The organism is Pseudomonas sp. LPB4.O (assembly GCF_038383825.1).
In the GTDB taxonomy this organism is placed as follows: Bacteria; Pseudomonadota; Gammaproteobacteria; order Pseudomonadales; family Pseudomonadaceae; genus Aquipseudomonas; species Aquipseudomonas putida.
The window spans coordinates 2,908,404-2,926,487 of the sequence record NZ_CP151298.1 but is presented as its reverse complement, the minus strand read 5'-3'; the positions used below and the strand labels follow the sequence as shown (position 1 = coordinate 2,926,487).

Sequence of the window (18,084 nt, the reverse complement as noted above, 5' to 3'; positions counted from 1 at the left end):
TTCAACGATCTGTCGAACACCTCGATAGGGCCGACGACGCGGGCCTGAACCCGCCGTCCGCCCAGGGAAAAACGCCATGCAAGCTTCCAACCTCGCCCTGCCCCTGACCCAGCCGCAAGCAGCCAACACCACCGTCAGCAAGCGCCTGCCCAGCCCGCACCTGCTCAAGCAGCAGATGCCACTGTCCAGTGAACTGGCCCAGCAAGTCCAGGCCCACCGCCAGGCCATCCGCAACATCCTCGAAGGCCGCGACGAGCGCCTGCTGGTCATCGTCGGCCCATGCTCGATCCACGACCCACGCTCGGCCCTGGAATACGCCGACCGCCTGGCCGCGCTCAGCCGCGAAGTGGATGACAAGCTGCTGCTGGTGATGCGCGCCTACGTCGAAAAACCGCGTACTACCGTGGGCTGGAAAGGCCTGGCCTACGACCCGCACCTTGATGGCAGCGACGACATGCACTCGGGTATCGCCTTGTCCCGCGGGCTGATGCTGAGCATGATCGAGCGGGGCCTGCCGGTTGCCACCGAGCTGCTGCAACCGATGGCCGCCGGCTACTTCGACGACCTGCTGGCCTGGGCCGCGATTGGCGCACGCACCACCGAATCGCAGATTCACCGCGAAATGGTCAGTGGCCTGGAGCTGCCGGTCGGTTTCAAGAACGGCACCGACGGCGGCATCACCATCGCCAGCGACGCCATGCGCAGCGCTGCCCACCCGCACCGCCACTTCGGCATGGATGCGCAGGGCCACCCGGCAATCATCGAAACCTTGGGCAACCCGGACACGCACCTGGTACTGCGCGGCGGCCACAAAGGCCCCAACTACGATGCCAACAGCATCGCCATGGCCCGCCAGGCCCTGGCCAAGGTGGGGTTGCAGGCGCGGATCATGGTCGATTGCAGCCACGCCAACAGCGGCAAAGACCCGGCACGCCAGCCAGCGGTGTTCAACGAAGTGCTGGAACAACGCCTGGCCGGTGACCGCTCGATCGTTGGCGTGATGATAGAGGGGCACCTGTTCGATGGCTGCCAAGCGCTGGGCAAGGGGGCACTGAAATACGGCGTGTCGATCACCGACGGCTGCCTGGGCTGGGCCTCGACTGACACCCTGTTGCGTGAGGCGGCACAAAAACTGTAAGCCCAAGGTTGCGAGCCTGGCGAGACATACCCCAAGCAAGTGCGCTAGGCTTGCCTTTTTACCCCAAGGAGCAGTACCCATGGCCCGTGCAACCGCCCGCCACATCCTGGTCAGCAGCGAAGACAAGTGCAACGAACTGAAAGCCCAGATCGAAGCAGGCGCCGACTTCGCCGAAATCGCCAAAGCCAACTCCACCTGCCCGTCCAGCCGTCAGGGCGGTGACCTGGGCTCGTTCGGCCCGGGCCAGATGGTCAAGGAATTCGACACCGTGGTGTTCAGCGCCCCGGTCAACACCGTGCAAGGCCCGGTGAAGACCCAGTTCGGCTACCACCTGCTGGAAGTGACCAGCCGCCAGGACTAAGTCCTCGCAGCCGATGAAACTCCCTGTGGGAGCGGGCGTGCCCGCGAATGCGTCGGAGCAGTCAACGAGGTTGTCTGGTCTGGCCTATTCGCGGGCATGCCCGCTCCCACAGGGATTGTGTGGCCTGCTCCTGCTTAGTCTTGTCTTCAATACACAGGCGGCCCCAACCCACGCCCTCACCGTCTACGACGAAGCCCCCCGCTACACCCCCAACTTCCAGCATTTCGACTACGTAAACCCCGACGCCCCCAAAGGCGGCATCCTGCGCCGCTCGGCCATCGAGATCGGCCAGTTCGACCATATCCTGCCGTACATCGACAAGGGCATCGGCGTCAGCGAGGTCGACGGCCTGCTGTACGCGCCACTGGCGGTACGCTCGTTCGATGAACCCTACACCGTCTACGGCCTGATCGCCCGGAACATGGAGCGTGGCCCAGAGGATGCCTGGCTGCGTTTCGAGATTGATCCGCGTGCCACCTTCGCCGATGGCAAACCGGTGCGCGCCGAGGACGTACGGTTCACCTTCGAACTGTTGATGATCAAAGGCAGCCTTAAATACCGAACCCAGTTCGCCGACGTGACCGGCGTCACCGTGGAAGGCCCGCAGCACGTGCGCTTCGACTTCAAGCCCGACCACGGCCGCACCCTGGCGCTGGACCTCGCCAGCCTGCCGGTGCTGCCCGAACATGACTGGCAGCAGCGCGACTTCGCCAATGGTGCCGGCTTCGACAAGCCGGTCGGCAGCGGGCCATACCGCATCGGGCGCATCGACAACGGCCGCAGCATCACCTTCGAGCGCAACCCGACCTGGTGGGCGCGCAACCTGCCGGCCAGCCGTGGCCGCTACAATTTCGACCAGCTGCGCATCGAGTACTTCGGCGACACCGAAGTGGCGCGGCAGGTGCTCAAAGGCGGTGGCTACGACTATAACCGCGAGTTCTCCGCCACCGCCTACACCCTGGGCTACAACGGCGCGCAACTGGACGACGGCCGCCTGCACCGCGCCCACCTGGGCCCGGCCAAACCGCAGGTTGCCCAGGGTTTCGTGTTCAACCTCGACCAGCCGCAGTTCAAGGACCGCCGCGTGCGCCAGGCGCTGGGCATGCTGTGGGACTACGAGTGGAGCAACCGGCAGATGATGCGCAACCTGTACATCCGCCAGCAGAGCGTGTTCTCCAACACCCCGCTGGCAGCCCGCAAGCTGCCGGATGCCGGCGAACTCAAGCTGCTCGATCCGCTGCGTGGCAAAGTACCGGACGAAGTCTTCACCACCGTGTTTACCGCACCGGTCACCGATGGCTCGGGGGTTATCCGCAAGCAGCAGTTGCAGGCCCTGGCGCTGCTCGAACAAGCCGGCTGGCACCCCGAAGGTGACCGCCTGGTGAACAACCAGGGCACGCCGCTGGCATTCACCTTCCTCAACGGCCAGTCCGGCCTGGAGCGCCTGCTGCTGCCGTGGAAACGCAACCTGGCACAGATCGGCGTCACCTTGAACATTCGCAATGTCGATTCAGCCCAGTACGTCAACCGCCTGATGGCACGCGACTACGACATGATCGTCACCGGCTACCCGGTCACCCTGTCGCCCGGTGCCGAGCTGTACAACTATTTTGGCTCGGCAGCCGCCCACGACCCCGGCTCGAACAACCTGATGGTGTTGCAGGACCCGGCCGTGGACCAGCTGATCGACGGCCTGGTGCGCGCCGACACCCAGGCCCACATGCTGCAGCACGCCCATGCCCTGGACCGGGTGCTGCAATGGAACTATTACTGGATCCCCAACTATTACCCGCCGGGCAGCTCCACCGTCTGGTGGAACCGTTTCGGCCTGCCCAAAGTCCAGGCCGCCTTTGACGAAGGCCTGGACACCTGGTGGGAGGTTAGCCCCACCCCGTTGACCAACGCGCAAATGGCCGAACGCCGGAAGACCTCGCCATGACCACCTATATCCTGCGCCGCCTGTTGTTGATCATCCCGACGCTGCTGGCGATCCTGCTGGTGAATTTCGCCATCGTCCAGGCCGCCCCGGGTGGCCCGGTGGAACAGGCCGTGGCGCGGCTGCAAGGCCTGGGTGGCGGCGCACCCGGCGCCCGGGCGGAAGTGGTGCACAGCGAGTCGCGGGCCGCCCGCGGCCTGGACCCGAAACTGATCGAAGAGATCAAGCGCCAGTACGGCTTTGACAAGTCCGCCCCCGAACGCCTGTGGTTGATGCTCGGCCAGTATGCCCGCCTGGACTTTGGCAGCAGTTTCTTCCGTGGTGCCAAAGTCACCGACCTGATCCTCGACAAGTTACCGGTCACCCTGTCGCTGGGCTTCTGGGCCACCCTGATCACCTACCTGGTATCGATCCCGCTGGGTATCCGCAAGGCGGTGCGCCACGGCAGCCGTTTCGATGCCTGGAGCAGCGCACTGATCGTGATCGGCTACGCCCTGCCCTCGTTCCTGTTCGCCTTGCTGCTGATCGTGCTGTTCGCCGGCGGCACCTCGCTCAACTGGTTCCCGGTACGTGGCCTGGTCTCGGAAAACTTCGACGAACTCAGCCTGGTGGGCAAGGTGGCCGACTACTTCTGGCACCTGGTGCTGCCGGTCGGGGCCTTGGTGATTGGCGGTTTCGCAACCCTTACGTTGCTGACCAAGAACGCCTTCCTGGACGAGATTTCCCGCCAGTACGTGGTCACCGCCCGCGCCAAAGGCTTGAGTGAGCGCCGGGTGCTGTACGGCCATGTGCTGCGCAATGCCATGCTGCTGGTGGTGGCCGGGTTACCGCAGGCACTGATCACGGTGTTTTTCGCCGGTTCGTTGCTGATCGAGGTGATCTTCTCCCTCGATGGCCTGGGCCGCCTGAGCTACGAGGCCGCCGTGTCGCGAGATTACCCGGTGGTGTTCGGCACCCTATTCATCTTCACCCTGGCAGGCCTGTTAATCCGCCTGATCGGTGACCTGTCGTACACCCTGCTCGACCCGCGTATCGACTTCGACACGAGGGCGCACTGATGCTTTCGCCCGTCTCGCGCCGCCGCCTGCAACGCTTTCGCCGCAACCGCCTCGGCTGGGTCTCGCTGTGGCTGTTCGCCGGCCTTCTGCTGTTGTGCCTGTGCGCTGAGCTGGTGGCCAACGACAAGCCGCTGCTGTTGGGCTACAAGGGCGACCTGTACGTACCGGCGCTCAAGCGCTACACCGAACAGGAATTCGGCGGCCAGCTGCCATTCCAGCCCGACTATCGCAGTGCCTATGTACGGCAATTGATCGCAGGCCAGGGCGGCTGGATGCTGTTCGCGCCCATCCCGTTCAGCGCCGACACCCCCAACTACGACTTGCTGGTACCCACCCCCAGCCCGCCCAGCGCGAGCAACTGGCTAGGCACCGACGACCAGGGCCGCGATGTGCTGGCTCGGGTGCTGTATGGCACGCGGGTATCGCTGCTGTTTGCCTTTGCACTGACCGTGGTCAGCGTGTTTATCGGCGTAGTGGCCGGCGCGTTGCAGGGCTACCACGGCGGCTGGGTGGACCTGCTCGGGCAACGCCTGCTGGAGGTGTGGTCGGGGTTGCCGGTGCTGTACCTGCTGATCATTCTCAGCGGTTTTGTCGAGCCGGATTTCTGGTGGCTGCTGGGCATCATGGCGCTATTCTCCTGGCTTGCCCTGGTCGATGTCGTGCGCGCCGAGTTCCTGCGTGGGCGCAACCTGGAGTACGTGAAAGCCGCTCGCGCGCTGGGGTTGCCGGACAGCCAGGTGATGCTGCGGCATATCTTGCCCAATGCCATGAACGCCACGCTGACCTATGTACCGTTCATGCTGACCGGGGCAATCACCACCCTGACTGCACTGGATTTTCTCGGTTTCGGCATGCCGGCCGGGAGTGCCTCGCTGGGTGAGCTGGTGACCCAGGGCAAGCAACATCTGGAAGCGCCGTGGCTGGGCTTTACGGCGTTTTTTGCGCTGGCGGTGATCTTGTCATTGCTGGTGTTTATCGGGGATGGCTTGCGCGAAGCGTTTGATCCCCGAGGATGAATTTTCACGCTCGGCTTTTACATGACAAGGAGCTTTGCATGACCCTCAAAGGCAAGACTGCACTCGTCACCGGTTCCACCAGCGGCATCGGCCTGGGTATCGCCCAAGTGCTGGCCCGCGCTGGCGCCAATATCGTGCTCAACGGCTTTGGCGACCCGGCACCGGCTATTGCCGACATCGCCCGCCATGGCGTGAAGGTGGTTCACCACCCGGCCGACCTGTCGGACGTGGCCCAGATTGAAGCGCTGTTCGCCCTGGCCGAACGCCAATTCGGTGGCGTCGACATCCTGGTCAACAACGCCGGCATCCAGCATGTAGCGCCGGTGGAGCAGTTTCCGCTGGAAAGCTGGGACAAGATCATTGCCCTGAACCTGTCAGCCGTGTTCCATGGCACGCGCCTGGCCCTGCCGGGCATGCGCACGCGCAACTGGGGGCGCATCATCAACATTGCCTCGGTGCATGGCCTGGTCGGCTCGACCGGCAAGGCGGCCTACGTGGCAGCCAAGCATGGTATGATCGGCCTGACCAAGGTGGTAGGGCTGGAAACCGCGACCAGCAATGTCACCTGCAACGCCATCTGCCCCGGCTGGGTGCTGACCCCGCTGGTGCAAAAGCAGATTGACGATCGTGCTGCCAACGGTGGCGATCTGCTGCAAGCACAGCATGATCTGCTGGCCGAAAAGCAACCGTCGCTGGCGTTTGTCACCCCCGAGCACCTGGGTGAACTGGTACTATTCCTGTGCAGCGAGGCCGCAAGCCAGGTTCGCGGCGCCGCCTGGAACGTCGATGGTGGCTGGTTGGCCCAGTGACGGGCAGCCCGGGCCTGGCGGCGGGTTCGCATTCGTTTATCTGCAAGGAGGCCCTATGCGCCCTACCCCGATGACCGCAATTCTGGCCCTCACCCTGGCTGCCGCCACGCCTGTGATGGCGGCCAGCCTGAAGGACGTCGCGCCTTACCCCGCAGCGGAAAAAGGCTTTACCCGGCAGGTTATCCACCTGCCGGCACAGGCCGATGAATCGGCCTACAAACTGGAAATCCTCGCCGGCAAGACGTTGCAGGTCGACTGCAATCGCCAGCGCCTGGGCGGCAGCCTGGAAGAACGCACCCTGGAAGGCTGGGGTTACAACTACTACCGCCTGGACAAAGTCAGCGGCCCAGCCAGCACCCTGATGGCCTGCCCGGATGGCAAGAAGACCAAGGCCTTCGTGCCGGTAATCGGTGACGGCTTCATGCTGCGCTACAACAGCAAGCTGCCGGTGGTGGTGTATGTGCCCAAGGATGTCGAGGTGCGCTACCGCATCTGGTCGGCGTCGCAGGACGTGCAAAAGGCCAAAGCAGAGTAATACCGCGGTCCCTGCAGGAGCGGCCTTGTGCCGCTCCTACAAGGCGAATCTATCAGGCATAATGCGCCCCTTTTTTCGCGCCCGAAGCACAGGTACCTCATGAAAGCCCAAGCCCGCCACATCCTGGTCAAGACCGCTGACGAAGCCGAAAAGCTCAAACAGCGCATCGCCAACGGCGAGGCTTTCGACGTGCTCGCCAAAAAGTTTTCTATCTGCCCTTCGGGCAAGCGCGGCGGCGATCTGGGCGAAGTCCGCCCGGGCCAGATGGTCGGCGCTATCGACCAGGTAATTTTCAAGAAACCTTTGCGTGTGGTGCACGGGCCGATCAAGAGCAAGTTCGGCTACCACCTGGTGCAAACGTTCTACCGCGATTGATGGCAGCGGGCCACCTGACATTTTTGCCAGTTGTCCCGTCACCTTACATTGCATACAACTCCGGCAGGGCCGAAGCCGTCCTGCTGGCGTCGCTTCAGGTAGTGGACCCTTGAATGGACCCGGAGACCTGCCTATGCGATGCCCCCGCTTGCTGCTGCCCATCCCCCTGCTGGCACTGCCATTACTGGCTCATTCCCAATCCCTGACGGTTACCCCCGGTGAGACCCTTGGCGCCCTCGTGCAAACCGATGCCGCTGATGAGTTCACCCTCAGCGGCGGAACGGTCCAGTCATTGCAACAAGGCAATGGCCAAGACACCTTCACCATGTCTGGCGGCACGCTCGGGTCATTGAACCAAGGTGGTGACATGGACACGTTCACCATGACCGGCGGCACCATCACGGGCGCTTTTGAAGATGGTGACACGGCGTGGTTCAAAGGCGGCAGCATTGGCCGAATCGATCTCAAGCTCGCTGACAACTTCCTCGAGATTTCCCAAGGGCTCGGTGTCGAAACCGTTGTTGTTGGCAACGTGGTCAGCGGGCTTGGCAACGACACGATCATCATGACGGGCGGCACCGTCGGCGGTGATATCAGTACCAGTAGCGGCGTTGACAAGATAACCATCAGCGGCGGCACGCTCAAAGGCGAAATACGCACTGGCAACGGCAAGGATGAATTTACCTGGACGGGTGGCCAGATCGGTAAGCGGGTCATCATGGAGAATGACGATGACACCGCCATCGTCCGCGCCCTCGACCTGGGCAACTCTGCCGTTATCCTGGACGGCGGTACCGGCACGGACACACTGACATTCGAGCAGAGTCAGGTCGGCCAAGGTGCGTCGTACATAAACTGGGAGTCCATCAACCTCCAGCAAGGCAGCCGGCTCACCCTCAACGACACCCTTACGCTGGGAGACCTGGGCAGCGATCAGCCGCGCGTGATCCCGGCCACTGGGACCGGGACCCTGCAAATCGATGCAAGCAGCACGCTGAACAGCCGTCAGGGCAGCATCGTCAGCATCCAGAGTGACAGCAAGGTATCGGTAGTCAACGCCGGCACCATCGACCTGAGTCGTGGCAACGACGCTCAAGGCCGCCTGACCGTTCAGGGCGATTACACCGGTAACAACGGCACCCTGCGCCTGAATAGCGTGCTGGCAGGCGATGGCGCTGCCTCCGACCGCCTGGTGGTCAGCCGTGGCGCCATTAGCGGCTCCACGCAATTGCTCGTCAACAACCTCAATGGCGCGGGGGCAGCAACTGCACAGAACGGCATCCAGGTTGTCGAAGCCCGTGACGGCGCCACCAGCACGGCCACTGCATTCGTGCAGACGCAAACGCTATCGGTGGGTGCCTATGACTACCGGTTGTTCAAAGGCGGTGTAACCGCTGGCAGCGAAAACAGCTGGTACCTGCGCTCGACGCTGGTCGCGCCACCCGCTCCAGCACCGGTACCCGAGCCCGAACAACCCACACAACCTTCACAGCCGGGCGAGCCACCTGTGATAGCACCGGCCCAGACACCACCTGTTGCCGCACCGGCACCTGGCCAGGTTGACCTGCCCGCCCCCGTGCAAGGCGAAAGCCTGCCGCTGTATCGCCCGGAGGTGCCGGTTTACGCTGCCGCCCCAAGAGGCGCTGCGATTATCGCCCGCCAGGCCCTGGGCACCTTCCATCAACGCCAGGGCGACCAACAGTTGCTCAAAGGCGAAGGCGCCCTGCCTGCCAGTTGGGGGCAGGCCTACGGCGGCACCCTGCGCCAGCAATGGAGCGGTACGGTCAGCCCGAGCCTGGATGGCGACCTGTACGGTTTCAAGGTGGGCCAGGACCTGTATGCCAAGGTCGGCGACAACGGTTACCGTCAGCATGTCGGTATCTACGTCAGCCACAGCCGCCTGGACGCCGACGTCAAAGGTTTCGCCCTGGCCGAGCAAGATCGCAGCGTGGGTGACCTGAAACTTGATGGTGACAGCGTCGGCACTTACTGGACGCTGGTCGGGCCACAAGGCGCGTATCTGGATGCAGTGTTGCAGTACACCCGTCTAGATGGACGTGCCCGCTCGCACCGCGGCGACAAGCTGGACATCGATGGCCACGCCTGGACGGCGTCGCTGGAATCCGGCTACCCCATCGCCCTGTCCGAACGCTGGACGCTGGAGCCGCAAGCCCAGCTGATTGCACAAAAAGTCTCGCTCGACAGCGCAAACGATAGTGTCTCGCACATCAGCCATGACGCTCAGGTCGAGCTTACCGGGCGCTTGGGTGTGCGCCTGGAAGGTGCGTTCACGGGAAGCAGCGGGCGCCTGCTGCAGCCCTATGCGCAGGTTAACCTGTGGCACGACGACGGTGGCCGCGACACCTTGACCTTCGATGGTGTCGACAAGGTCAAGACCGACTACCGCTATACCTCAGTGCAACTGGAAAGCGGCGTGGTGGCGCAGGTCAGCCAAGCGCTGAGCCTGCATGGCGGCGTGCAGTACACCGCCAACCTGGACAGCCGCCAGCAGGAAGCCAGCGGCGTCAACCTGGGGGTGCGCTGGCAGTTCTAGCGGCGCGCCGCCAGCAAGCCGAGGCCGGCGCAGCCCAGCAGGGAGGCGCTGACCCGGTTGAACACGCGGCGCGGGCCAGGCTGGCTGAACCAGCGCTGCATGTAGGCGCCCAGGCCTGCATAGAGGGCAATGGCCGCCCATTCCAACAGCAGGAACAACACCCCTAGCCAAAGAAACTGCTCGCTCACCGGGGTGGCGCTGCCGACCGTAACGAACTGCGGCAGGAATGCGGTGAAGATCAGGATGGCCTTGGGGTTGCCGGCCGCCACCCAGAACTCCTGGCGCGTCAGGCGCCAGGTGCCACACGGGTGGTCCGCTGCCACCACTGCCTCGCCTACCGGTGCACGCCACAGTTGCCAGGCGATGTAGAACAGGTAGGCCGCACCCACTACCTTGATGGCCAGGAACAGGTATTCACTGGTATGCAGCACCACGGCCAGGCCCATGGCCGCCAGGGCGATCATGCCGCTGAAGGCGACGATGCGACCACCCCCGGCCACGCAGGCCGTGCGCAGGCCATAGCGGCTGGCGTTGTGCAGCGACAGCAGGTTGTTCGGCCCCGGCGCCATGTTCAGGGCAAAGCAGGCGGGGATGAAAAGCAGCAGGCTTGAAAGGTCCATTGTTGTTTTCCTTTGGCAACAGGCGTCTATTTCGGCGTGTGCCCGGCCTTGCGGTCAAGTTACAGCCAGCGATAAAAACTGTATGGGTACGCGGCACCTGTTACGCTGCCGGCGAAATAGAGGACCTTGTGATGCCCCGCTCCCACGCCGCGCTGTGGCGCGACCCGGCACTCCCGCATGTGGAAAGCCGCCGCGCCTGTCATAGCCGGGCCTGTTACAAGGCCCACAGTCACCCGACATTTTCCATCGGTGCGGTGGATGCCGGCCACAGCCATTTCAGCGGCGCCGCGCATGGGCAGGAACGGCTGACGCCCGGCACGCTGGTGCTGGTGCCAGCCCACCGCGTACATGCCTGCAACCCCGAGCCCGGCCACGCCTGGAGCTACCAGATGCTGCATGTGGATGCCGACTGGCTGGCACACGTGCGCCTGGAGTCGGGGCTGGGCGGCGCCGGGCCCGGCGAGCCGGCGCGTATCTGCCGGGCGCCGGCGGTGTATGGGCAGTTCTGCGAGCTGAACAGGTTGCTGTTCTCCAGCGCCAGCAACCGTGAGAAGGATGCGGCGTTGATTACCTTTGTGGGTGACCTGGACTTTTCCGCACAAGCCCCTCTGGCAGCAGCCCCCGCCTTGGGGGCGACTGCGTTGAGCGGGTTGATCGCGCGCCTCGAAGGGCAAGACCCCGCGCAACTGTGCCTGGAGGTGCTGGCCCGCGAAGCCGGCCTTGGGCGCTACCAGCTGATCCGCGCATTCCGCACCGCCACCGGCTTGACCCCGCATGCCTATGTGCTCAATGCCCGGATCAATCGCGGGCGGCAGTTGTTGGGTGAAGGGCTGGCGTTGGCGGAGGTCGCCTACCGCCTCGGGTTCGCCGACCAAAGCCATTTCCAGCGGGTATTCAAGGCCCATGTGGGCGTGACGCCAGGGCAGTATCGGGATGTGCGCAGCCCTTGAGATAGGGCTGCGCAGCAGCCCCAAGGCACTACCACGCAATATTCTTCAATACGCCTGACAAGCCCGGCAGCAGACTGCGGTTTTCCCCGCAGAGCCGCGCCGCCCATGCAACAGTTCCTGATCATCGCCCTCGCCCACTTCCTCGCCCTGCTCTCACCCGGCCCGGACTTCTTCCTGGTCGCACGCAGCTCGATCAACAGCGGCTGGCGCATCGCCAGCGGCGCCTGCCTGGGCATTGCCCTGGCCAATGGCGCGTTCATCGCCATGGCCTTCACCGGCCTGTCGGTGTTGCAGGAAGGCAGCCTGCTGTTCACGTCCCTGCAACTGGCCGGCGCCAGCTACCTGCTGTACATCGGCGTGCTGTTCCTGCGCCATGCCGGGCAAACCAGCCTGCGCTCAGTCGCTGACAACCAGCGGGTCCAAGGCTGGTGGCACAATCTGGGCATGGGCTTCTTGTCCGGCATCCTCAACCCCAAGAACGCGCTGTTCTATGCCAGCCTTGCCAGTATGGTAGCCAGCGCCAGCACCGGCTGGAAATCGGCCTACGCCGTGTGGATGTTCAGCATCGTCCTGCTCTGGGACCTGCTGGTGGCCGTGGCCATCGGTAACCAGCGGGTACTGCGGCGTTTCGCTCGCAGCCTGCCGTGGCTGGAGCGGGCCTCAGGGCTCATGTTGGTGATATTGGCTGCGGCGCTGCTACTGCATCTGGCCCGGGGCTGACCAGTTGCAAGGTGCGCATGTCCATCAAGGTAAAGTGGCCACTCGCCCAGCCCCCCGTGTCCAGGTGCCAGACATTACCCAGCAGCTTTGCCTTCAGCACCGGCGTGTGCCCGACCAGCAAAGCACGCAGGCCCTGCACAGGTTGAGTATCGCCTTCCTTCAGGCGCCGCCGCGACCACTGGCATACCTCGCGTACCTTCGGGTCGTGATCCAGCTCCAGCTCCAGCCATGAACGCAGCACTGCCCAATCAGCAAACGGGCTGTCCGCATGCAGCAACCCGACCAGGCCGGCCGCGCTTTCCACTTCGATGGCAATCGGTAACTGCTCGAAGCGCTCCACGAAGCGCAATTGTGCGGCCCGCGGCAGGTCCAGGAACCAGCTCCCACCCGCTGCGCGGTACATGTCCAGGTCAAGCCGCCCCCCACGCACGCGAGTGATTGCCAGCGCCTCATGGTTACCTTGCACCGCATGGAACCAAGGCTGCGCGAGCCACTCCAGCACGGCCTCGCTGTGCGGCCCCCGGTCGACCAGGTCACCCACACTGAACAGGCGGTCTACCGCGGGGTCGAACCCCACCGCTTCAAGGCACTGTTCCAGGCGCTGGAAGTGACCATGGATATCGCCCACCGCCAGGTCACGCCCCCGGATATTGGCGAGCAACCGCCGAAACCGTCCCATTACAATCTTCCTCTGCAGGTGCTGCCATGGCGGGCGTAAAATGGAAACACCCCCAATCTACCCCGGAGGTGCATCATGCGTACCGCCCTCGTGTGTGCCGTGCTCATGGCGCTGTCACTGAACAGCATGGCACAAGGCTCCCCGGCCGCGCAGGTCGAGGTGCGTTTCGACCACCCGGAACAATTCCGCGACGCCAGCCTGGACAGCCACGGTTATGAGCGTGGCGCCGACGCCTATGTGATGAAGTCCCTTACCCAGTACCTGCAAAAGCTCGGTCAGCGTTACCTGCAGCCGGGCCAGCAGCTGGTCATCGATATCCGCGACATCGACCTGGCCGGGCGCTTCGAGCCCTGGCACAGCCAGGCCTACGATGTGCGTTTCATGCGCGAGATCACCTGGCCGAGCATCGACCTCACCTACACCCTCAGCCAGCCGGGCAAACCCGCCCAGCACGTCGAGGAACGGGTCAGCGACAAGATGTACCTCAGCCGCCCCGGCCGGGTCGCCAGCAGCAGCGACCGCCTGTATGCCGAGAAGGCCATGCTCGACGACTGGTTCCGCCAGCGCTTCGCGACGCACCCGGCAACCTGAAAAAGCCTTCACTGGTACAGGCGTTGGTGCCGATAGTATGCTCGACCCTTCAACCTGTACCAGGGAAGGGTATTTCATGAAACTGTGCGCCGTACAACTGGCGTCGCTCAAGGGCGATTTGCCAGGCAACCTCCAGCGTCATCTGGCCTGCATCGAGCAGGCCGCAGCCCTTGGCGCGGCGCTGGTGGTGTTCCCCGAACTGTCGCTGACCGGCTATGAGCCCAGCCTTGCGCGCCAGGCCGCCTTGCCGGTCAGCTCCGAGCGACTGAGCCCGCTGCAGGCAGCCTGTGACCGCCTGGGTATCACCGTGGCCGTTGGCCTGCCGTTGCCGACACCCGACGGTATTCGCATCGGCATGCCCATCTTCAGCCCCGGGGCACCGCGCCAGGCCTATGCCAAACGGCGCCTGCATGATGACGAGCTGCCCTACTTCACCCCTGGCGATCAGGCACTGCTGCTGCAAGTAGGCGATCATCGGGTGGCACCGGCAATCTGCTACGAATCGATGTTCATGGCCCACGCGGCGGCCGCCCGCGAGCACGGCGCCGACCTGTATCTGGTCAGCGTGGCGAAAACCGCCAAGGGCATCCGCGAGGGATACGCACATTACCCGGAGGTGGCACGTGAACTGGGCATGCCGATACTGATGGCCAACTGCGTGGGGCCAGCCGACACCTTCATCGGTGCGGGCGGTTCGGCAGCCTGGGACAGCCAGGGGCGCTTGCTGGCCCGCCTGGACGACCACAGTGAAGGGCTGATCATGCTGGACACTGGCAACGCCAGCGCAATGGCCCTGCCTTTGGACCCACACCCGGCATGATCTATCTGTTTCTGGCGTTGCTGAGTTACACCTGCACCTACTACCTGGTCGGCTTGCTGATCCAGGGCCAGCTTGCCGATGTGGCCGAGGGTTTGCGCCATCGGCCCGATGCACCGACACCCGGCGAGTACCTGCGTGCGGTCAAGGCCCATGCACGTCGGGCCCATCGGCAGTACACCCTCATGGCTGGCTCGGCGCTGGCGTTACTGGCCTGCCTGGTCGCCAGCTGGTTCAGCTGAAGGCTACAGGTCCAGCGCGAGGCTTTGCCGGCCCTCCAGCGCCAGCAAGTACTGCTTGGCCGCCAGGCCACCGGCAAAGCCGGTCAGGCTGCCCGAAGCGCCGATCACGCGGTGGCACGGGGCGATGATCGAGATCGGGTTGCGGCCATTGGCGGCGCCTACCGCTCGCACCGCGCTGGGGTTGCCGATCTGCCGGGCGATGTCGCCGTAGCTGCGGGTTTCACCGAAGGGTATCGCCAACAGCGCGGCCCACACCTGACGCTGGAACTCGGTACCGGCGAAATCCAGCGCCAGCTCGAAGCGCTGGCGTTTGCCCGCAAAGTACTCGCCAAGCTGCCGCACGGTGTCCAGCAGCACCGGGCACTGGTCGTCACGGTGCAAGGCGCCGAGGCGCACGCGGTTTTCCCGTTCCTCTTCCCACAGTACGGCTGCCAGGCACTGGCCGCGGGCAACCAGGGTCAGGGTGCCGACGGGCGAATGCATGAAGGTGAATGCGCTGGACATGAGCGGGTTCCTGCCTGTTTGCGTTCGGCGTACTGTACGCATCCACAGCCCTGCACGCACCCGCTTTCTTGCTCAGGTAATTGCACAACCGGCAATCCGGCGCGCCTCCCTGAGGTTGACCCTGGGGATCAGCTCGGCTGGAATCCGCGAGATCGACGACAGGTTATAAACGTGGAAGTGCTCGTTCACGACCTCCCTGGCCATCAGCGTCAACGACGGCAGGATGCGGCTCTCCCAATGCTGGTCGAGCCCACACGGCGAACACTGCCCCTGGCCGTTCTCGTAGAAGCGGCCGACGCTCTGATCCAGGTCCACCCCCACCAGCAACACTTCTTCGAAGCCCAGGTGATAGGCCAACTGCAAGGCCACGTACGCCACTGTGCGGGCGTCGAAGAAACCCTGCGCCAAGTCTTTGCTGAAGGCAATCGAGCGGCTGCGTTTGCTCCACAGGGTGCGGTTGCACACGCAGCTGTCACCATGGCCACGCAACCCGTCCAGCAGGCCCGGCGTATCCGCTTTATGCAAGGCATAGCACTCGGTGCCTACCGGCACATCGGCACCCGCATACTGCTCGGGCCAGAGCGCCAGGCGCTCGCTGTCGCGCACGGCAGTAGCGAACAGGGCCGGCTGTTGCTGGCGAAAGCTTTTGTCGGTGCACACATAGAAGAATGGCTGGATGCCGTGTTCGGCGGTCATCGCAACCGAACCGTTCATGGCGATGATGGGTAAATGGGCGAATTCGCCCAGCGGAAAATGCTTGGCAGAGGCGCCAGAGGCAAGGATCACCACGGGGCCCTGTTGGGTGTTGCGACACGCCTCGAAACTGGAGAACGCCCCGCGTTCAGCGCTTGGCTGCGACGGAAGTGTGTTCATCAATGGCATCTTTAACTGGACAGTACAAACCACAATACTGATCCGTGTATATGCCGTGGCCGCTTTTACCTAACTTTACCTACCTGAACATAATCGACCGCCATGTCCCTGACTGGCGGGGTTCTGGAGCGCTGCACAGCGCTCAGACGGTGCATGTTCAATGCCGCCTGGTTCGACTTAGGCCATTTCAGCAGACCACCTGGCCCAAGGGTTGTTCCCCCACTTTGGATCAGGAATACCGATTACCACCCTGGAGGCGACAGACGGCCCGCCGCCATTTCATCAAACGCGGTTTTATTCATGAGCCTGCTTGATGCTTGTCACGGGTGAGACTAATACTTAAGTCTCTGCCTGGGGAGGCACGAAACATGCAAACCAGATTCGTTATCGTTCCTGCGGTGCCGATAGAAAAGGAGTCGTTCCGCGTGGGTACCCGCTACTACGCCGCTACCGTGTGTGGAGGGTTCGACATTTACGACAACCAGGCGAAGGAGAGGCTCAAGCCGAGCTACCCGAGCCGGACAGATGCGCAGGTGCAGTGCGAGCAATTGAACAAGCGAAGTGAAGTGGGGTGATCGTGGGCGCTCGATATACAGGCGCCCGTGCGATCCCTGCAGGCGCAACGAGGGGCCGCACAGCGGCCCCCGGTGTCTAAAATAACTGTCAGCCCAGGAACAGCTGGTACGCCGGGTTGTCAGTCTCATCCCAATACCGATACCCCATCTCGTCCAGTGCCAAGGGCAAGCCCGCCGACTCATCCGCCGGCACCTCCAGCGCAGCAAATACCCGGGCCTCCGCCGCGCCGTGGTTGCGGTAATGGAACAGGCTGATGTTCCAACGCTTGCCCAACCGCTCCAGGAAGCCCAGCAACGCCCCTGGGCGCTCGGGGAACTCAAAGCGCAGCACCCGCTCATCAGCGCCCGGCGCTGCGTGGCCGCCCACGGTATGGCGCACATGCAGTTTGGCCAGCTCGTTGTCGGTCAGGTCCAGCACGCTGTAACCCTGCTCACGAAGGTTGGCCAACAGCTGATCACGCGGGTCGTGCACCGGGTGAGTCTGCACCCCGACGAACAGGCGCGCTTCCTTGCCTGGGAAGTAGCGGTAGTTGAATTCGGTGATCTGCCGCTTGCCCAGCGCCTGGCAGAAGGCGCGGAAGCTACCTGGCTGCTCGGGGATGGTCACGGCGATGATCGCCTCGCGCTGCTCGCCCAGCTCGGCCCGCTCGGCCACATGGCGCAGGCGGTCGAAGTTGACGTTCGCCCCGGAGTCAATGGCCACCAAGGTCTGCCCTTGCACGCCCTCGCGTGCCACGTACTTCTTGATCCCGGCTACGGCCAGGGCACCAGAAGGCTCGGTGATCGACCGGGTGTCGTCGTAGATGTCCTTGATCGCCGCGCACAACTCGTCACTGCTGACGGTTACCACTTCGTCGACAAAATGCCGGCACAGCTCGAAACAATGGGCGCCGATCTGCGCCACCGCTACACCGTCGGCGAAGGTGCCGACCTGCGGCAGGATCACCCGCTCGCCGGCGGCCATGGCGGCCTGCAGGCAGTTGGAGTCCTCCGGCTCGACGCCAATCACCTTCACCTCGGGGCGCAGGTACTTCACGTAGGCAGCGATACCGGCGATCAGCCCGCCACCGCCCACCGGTACGAAAATGGCGTCCAGCGCGCCCGGGCGCTGGCGCAGGATCTCCATGGCCACGGTGCCCTGCCCGGCGATCACGTCCGGGTCATCGAACGGCGGCACAAAGGTGGCGCCTTCGCTGTCGGCCAGCTTCAGGGCATGGGCCAGGGCGTGCGGGAAGCTCTCACCGTGCAGCACCACATGCCCGCCGCGCGACCGCACCCCCTCCACTTTGAGTGACGGCGTGGTGGTCGGCATGACGATGGTGGCCTTCATGCCCAGGTGCGACGCCGCCAGGGCCACGCCCTGGGCATGGTTGCCCGCCGACGCGGTGATTACCCCACGCTCGCGCTGCACAGCACTCAGGCGTGACAAACGGGTGTAGGCGCCGCGGATCTTGAACGAGAAGGTAGGTTGCAGGTCTTCGCGCTTGAGCAGCACCTGGTTACCCAGGCTGGCAGACAGTGCAGGCGCGGCTTGCAGCGGCGTTTCGATGGCCAGGTCGTACACCGGCGCGGCCAGAATGCGCCGCACCTGCTCCGACAACAGTTGCTGGGGGGTGACGGTAGGACGAGGGACGCTGAAGCTGGTCATCGATGACTCCTTGGCTTTTTTATGTTGCCCAGGAGTCAGAGAGAAAAAACCCGCCTCCAGGGCGGGTTCGGTGCACGTACGCG

At 64.0% G+C, this 18,084-nt stretch carries 20 protein-coding genes; 15 read left to right on the top strand and 5 right to left on the bottom strand.

The genetic code is table 11. From position 1 onward, the window contains the following. Positions 1–76 precede the first annotated feature (76 nt). The 9 genes from MRBLPB4O_RS13085 (at position 77) to MRBLPB4O_RS13045 (ending at position 9,782) form a co-directional block, all read left to right on the top strand. A complete protein-coding gene (locus MRBLPB4O_RS13085; RefSeq protein ID WP_341798765.1) occupies positions 77–1,138 on the top strand; it encodes a 3-deoxy-7-phosphoheptulonate synthase in 1,062 nt (353 codons plus the stop codon). 79 nt (positions 1,139–1,217) lie between these two features. Beyond that, the gene (locus tag MRBLPB4O_RS13080) at positions 1,218–1,499 is read left to right on the top strand and encodes a peptidylprolyl isomerase (protein ID WP_003248318.1); all 282 of its coding nucleotides are present in this window, start codon (positions 1,218–1,220) and stop codon (positions 1,497–1,499) included. Between the two features lie 13 nt (positions 1,500–1,512). Continuing rightward, entirely contained in the window at positions 1,513–3,438 is a 1,926-nt protein-coding gene (locus MRBLPB4O_RS13075) for an extracellular solute-binding protein (RefSeq protein WP_341798764.1), read from the top strand. After that, the gene (locus tag MRBLPB4O_RS13070; protein WP_341798763.1) at positions 3,435–4,493 is read left to right on the top strand and encodes a microcin C ABC transporter permease YejB; all 1,059 of its coding nucleotides are present in this window, start codon (positions 3,435–3,437) and stop codon (positions 4,491–4,493) included. Before MRBLPB4O_RS13075 ends, MRBLPB4O_RS13070 begins: the two co-directional genes overlap by 4 nt. Further along, positions 4,493–5,509, top strand: coding sequence for an ABC transporter permease (locus tag MRBLPB4O_RS13065; protein ID WP_341798762.1), 1,017 nt, complete (start codon positions 4,493–4,495; stop codon positions 5,507–5,509). The genes MRBLPB4O_RS13070 and MRBLPB4O_RS13065 overlap by 1 nt, the downstream gene beginning before the upstream one ends. Before the next feature lie 38 nt (positions 5,510–5,547). Continuing rightward, positions 5,548–6,318, top strand: coding sequence for a 3-hydroxybutyrate dehydrogenase (hbdH, locus tag MRBLPB4O_RS13060; protein ID WP_341798761.1), 771 nt, complete (start codon positions 5,548–5,550; stop codon positions 6,316–6,318). 55 nt (positions 6,319–6,373) lie between these two features. Then, a complete protein-coding gene (gene eco, locus MRBLPB4O_RS13055; protein ID WP_341798760.1) occupies positions 6,374–6,853 on the top strand; it encodes a serine protease inhibitor ecotin in 480 nt (159 codons plus the stop codon). A 99-nt stretch (positions 6,854–6,952) separates the two neighbouring features. After that, entirely contained in the window at positions 6,953–7,228 is a 276-nt protein-coding gene (locus MRBLPB4O_RS13050) for a peptidylprolyl isomerase (protein WP_016499499.1), read from the top strand. Between the two features lie 133 nt (positions 7,229–7,361). Further along, complete coding sequence (locus MRBLPB4O_RS13045; RefSeq protein ID WP_341798759.1) at positions 7,362–9,782, top strand: autotransporter outer membrane beta-barrel domain-containing protein; 2,421 nt, start codon at positions 7,362–7,364, stop codon at positions 9,780–9,782. Here MRBLPB4O_RS13045 and MRBLPB4O_RS13040 read toward each other — a convergent pair. Continuing rightward, positions 9,779–10,402 carry a LysE family translocator gene (locus MRBLPB4O_RS13040; protein ID WP_341798758.1) on the bottom strand — a complete coding sequence of 208 codons (624 nt, stop codon included), beginning with the start codon at positions 10,400–10,402 and terminating at the stop codon, positions 9,779–9,781. The genes MRBLPB4O_RS13045 and MRBLPB4O_RS13040 overlap by 4 nt on opposite strands. Positions 10,403–10,533: 131 nt before the next feature. Between MRBLPB4O_RS13040 and MRBLPB4O_RS13035 the strand changes: the two genes are divergently transcribed. Continuing rightward, entirely contained in the window at positions 10,534–11,352 is an 819-nt protein-coding gene (locus MRBLPB4O_RS13035) for an AraC family transcriptional regulator (protein ID WP_341798757.1), read from the top strand. Between the two features lie 105 nt (positions 11,353–11,457). After that, positions 11,458–12,072, top strand: a complete 615-nt coding sequence (locus MRBLPB4O_RS13030; RefSeq protein ID WP_341798756.1) for a LysE family translocator — start codon at positions 11,458–11,460, stop codon at positions 12,070–12,072. Here MRBLPB4O_RS13030 and MRBLPB4O_RS13025 read toward each other — a convergent pair. After that, positions 12,020–12,751 (bottom strand): metallophosphoesterase, encoded by a 732-nt coding sequence (locus tag MRBLPB4O_RS13025; protein ID WP_341798755.1) that lies wholly within the window; start codon positions 12,749–12,751, stop codon positions 12,020–12,022. The two genes, MRBLPB4O_RS13030 and MRBLPB4O_RS13025, sit on opposite strands and share 53 nt — an antisense overlap. Positions 12,752–12,826: 75 nt before the next feature. Here MRBLPB4O_RS13025 and MRBLPB4O_RS13020 point away from each other — a divergent pair, with 75 nt between their 5' ends. From MRBLPB4O_RS13020 to MRBLPB4O_RS13010, 3 genes are all read left to right on the top strand, one after another. After that, positions 12,827–13,342, top strand: coding sequence for a DUF3016 domain-containing protein (locus MRBLPB4O_RS13020; RefSeq protein WP_341798754.1), 516 nt, complete (start codon positions 12,827–12,829; stop codon positions 13,340–13,342). A 76-nt stretch (positions 13,343–13,418) separates the two neighbouring features. Continuing rightward, positions 13,419–14,162: a carbon-nitrogen hydrolase family protein gene (locus MRBLPB4O_RS13015; RefSeq protein ID WP_341798753.1), complete on the top strand. Its 744-nt coding sequence runs from the start codon at positions 13,419–13,421 to the stop codon at positions 14,160–14,162. Then, positions 14,159–14,401 (top strand): hypothetical protein, encoded by a 243-nt coding sequence (locus tag MRBLPB4O_RS13010; RefSeq protein ID WP_016499490.1) that lies wholly within the window; start codon positions 14,159–14,161, stop codon positions 14,399–14,401. The genes MRBLPB4O_RS13015 and MRBLPB4O_RS13010 overlap by 4 nt, the downstream gene beginning before the upstream one ends. A 3-nt stretch (positions 14,402–14,404) precedes the next feature. Here the strand turns inward: MRBLPB4O_RS13010 and MRBLPB4O_RS13005 are convergent, their stop codons facing one another. Together MRBLPB4O_RS13005 and MRBLPB4O_RS13000 are read right to left on the bottom strand one after the other, a co-directional pair. Further along, positions 14,405–14,905 carry a methylated-DNA--[protein]-cysteine S-methyltransferase gene (locus tag MRBLPB4O_RS13005; RefSeq protein ID WP_341798752.1) on the bottom strand — a complete coding sequence of 167 codons (501 nt, stop codon included), beginning with the start codon at positions 14,903–14,905 and terminating at the stop codon, positions 14,405–14,407. Between the two features lie 72 nt (positions 14,906–14,977). Next, on the bottom strand, positions 14,978–15,778 hold the full coding sequence (locus tag MRBLPB4O_RS13000) for a lipopolysaccharide biosynthesis protein (RefSeq protein WP_341798751.1): 801 nt from the start codon (positions 15,776–15,778) through the stop codon (positions 14,978–14,980). A gap of 368 nt (positions 15,779–16,146) precedes the next feature. Between MRBLPB4O_RS13000 and MRBLPB4O_RS12995 the strand changes: the two genes are divergently transcribed. Beyond that, positions 16,147–16,353 (top strand): hypothetical protein, encoded by a 207-nt coding sequence (locus MRBLPB4O_RS12995; protein ID WP_341798750.1) that lies wholly within the window; start codon positions 16,147–16,149, stop codon positions 16,351–16,353. A gap of 88 nt (positions 16,354–16,441) precedes the next feature. On the opposite strand, the gene ilvA is transcribed toward MRBLPB4O_RS12995, so the two are convergent. Next, a complete protein-coding gene (gene ilvA, locus MRBLPB4O_RS12990) occupies positions 16,442–18,001 on the bottom strand; it encodes a threonine ammonia-lyase, biosynthetic (RefSeq protein ID WP_341798749.1) in 1,560 nt (519 codons plus the stop codon). Positions 18,002–18,084 lie beyond the last annotated feature (83 nt).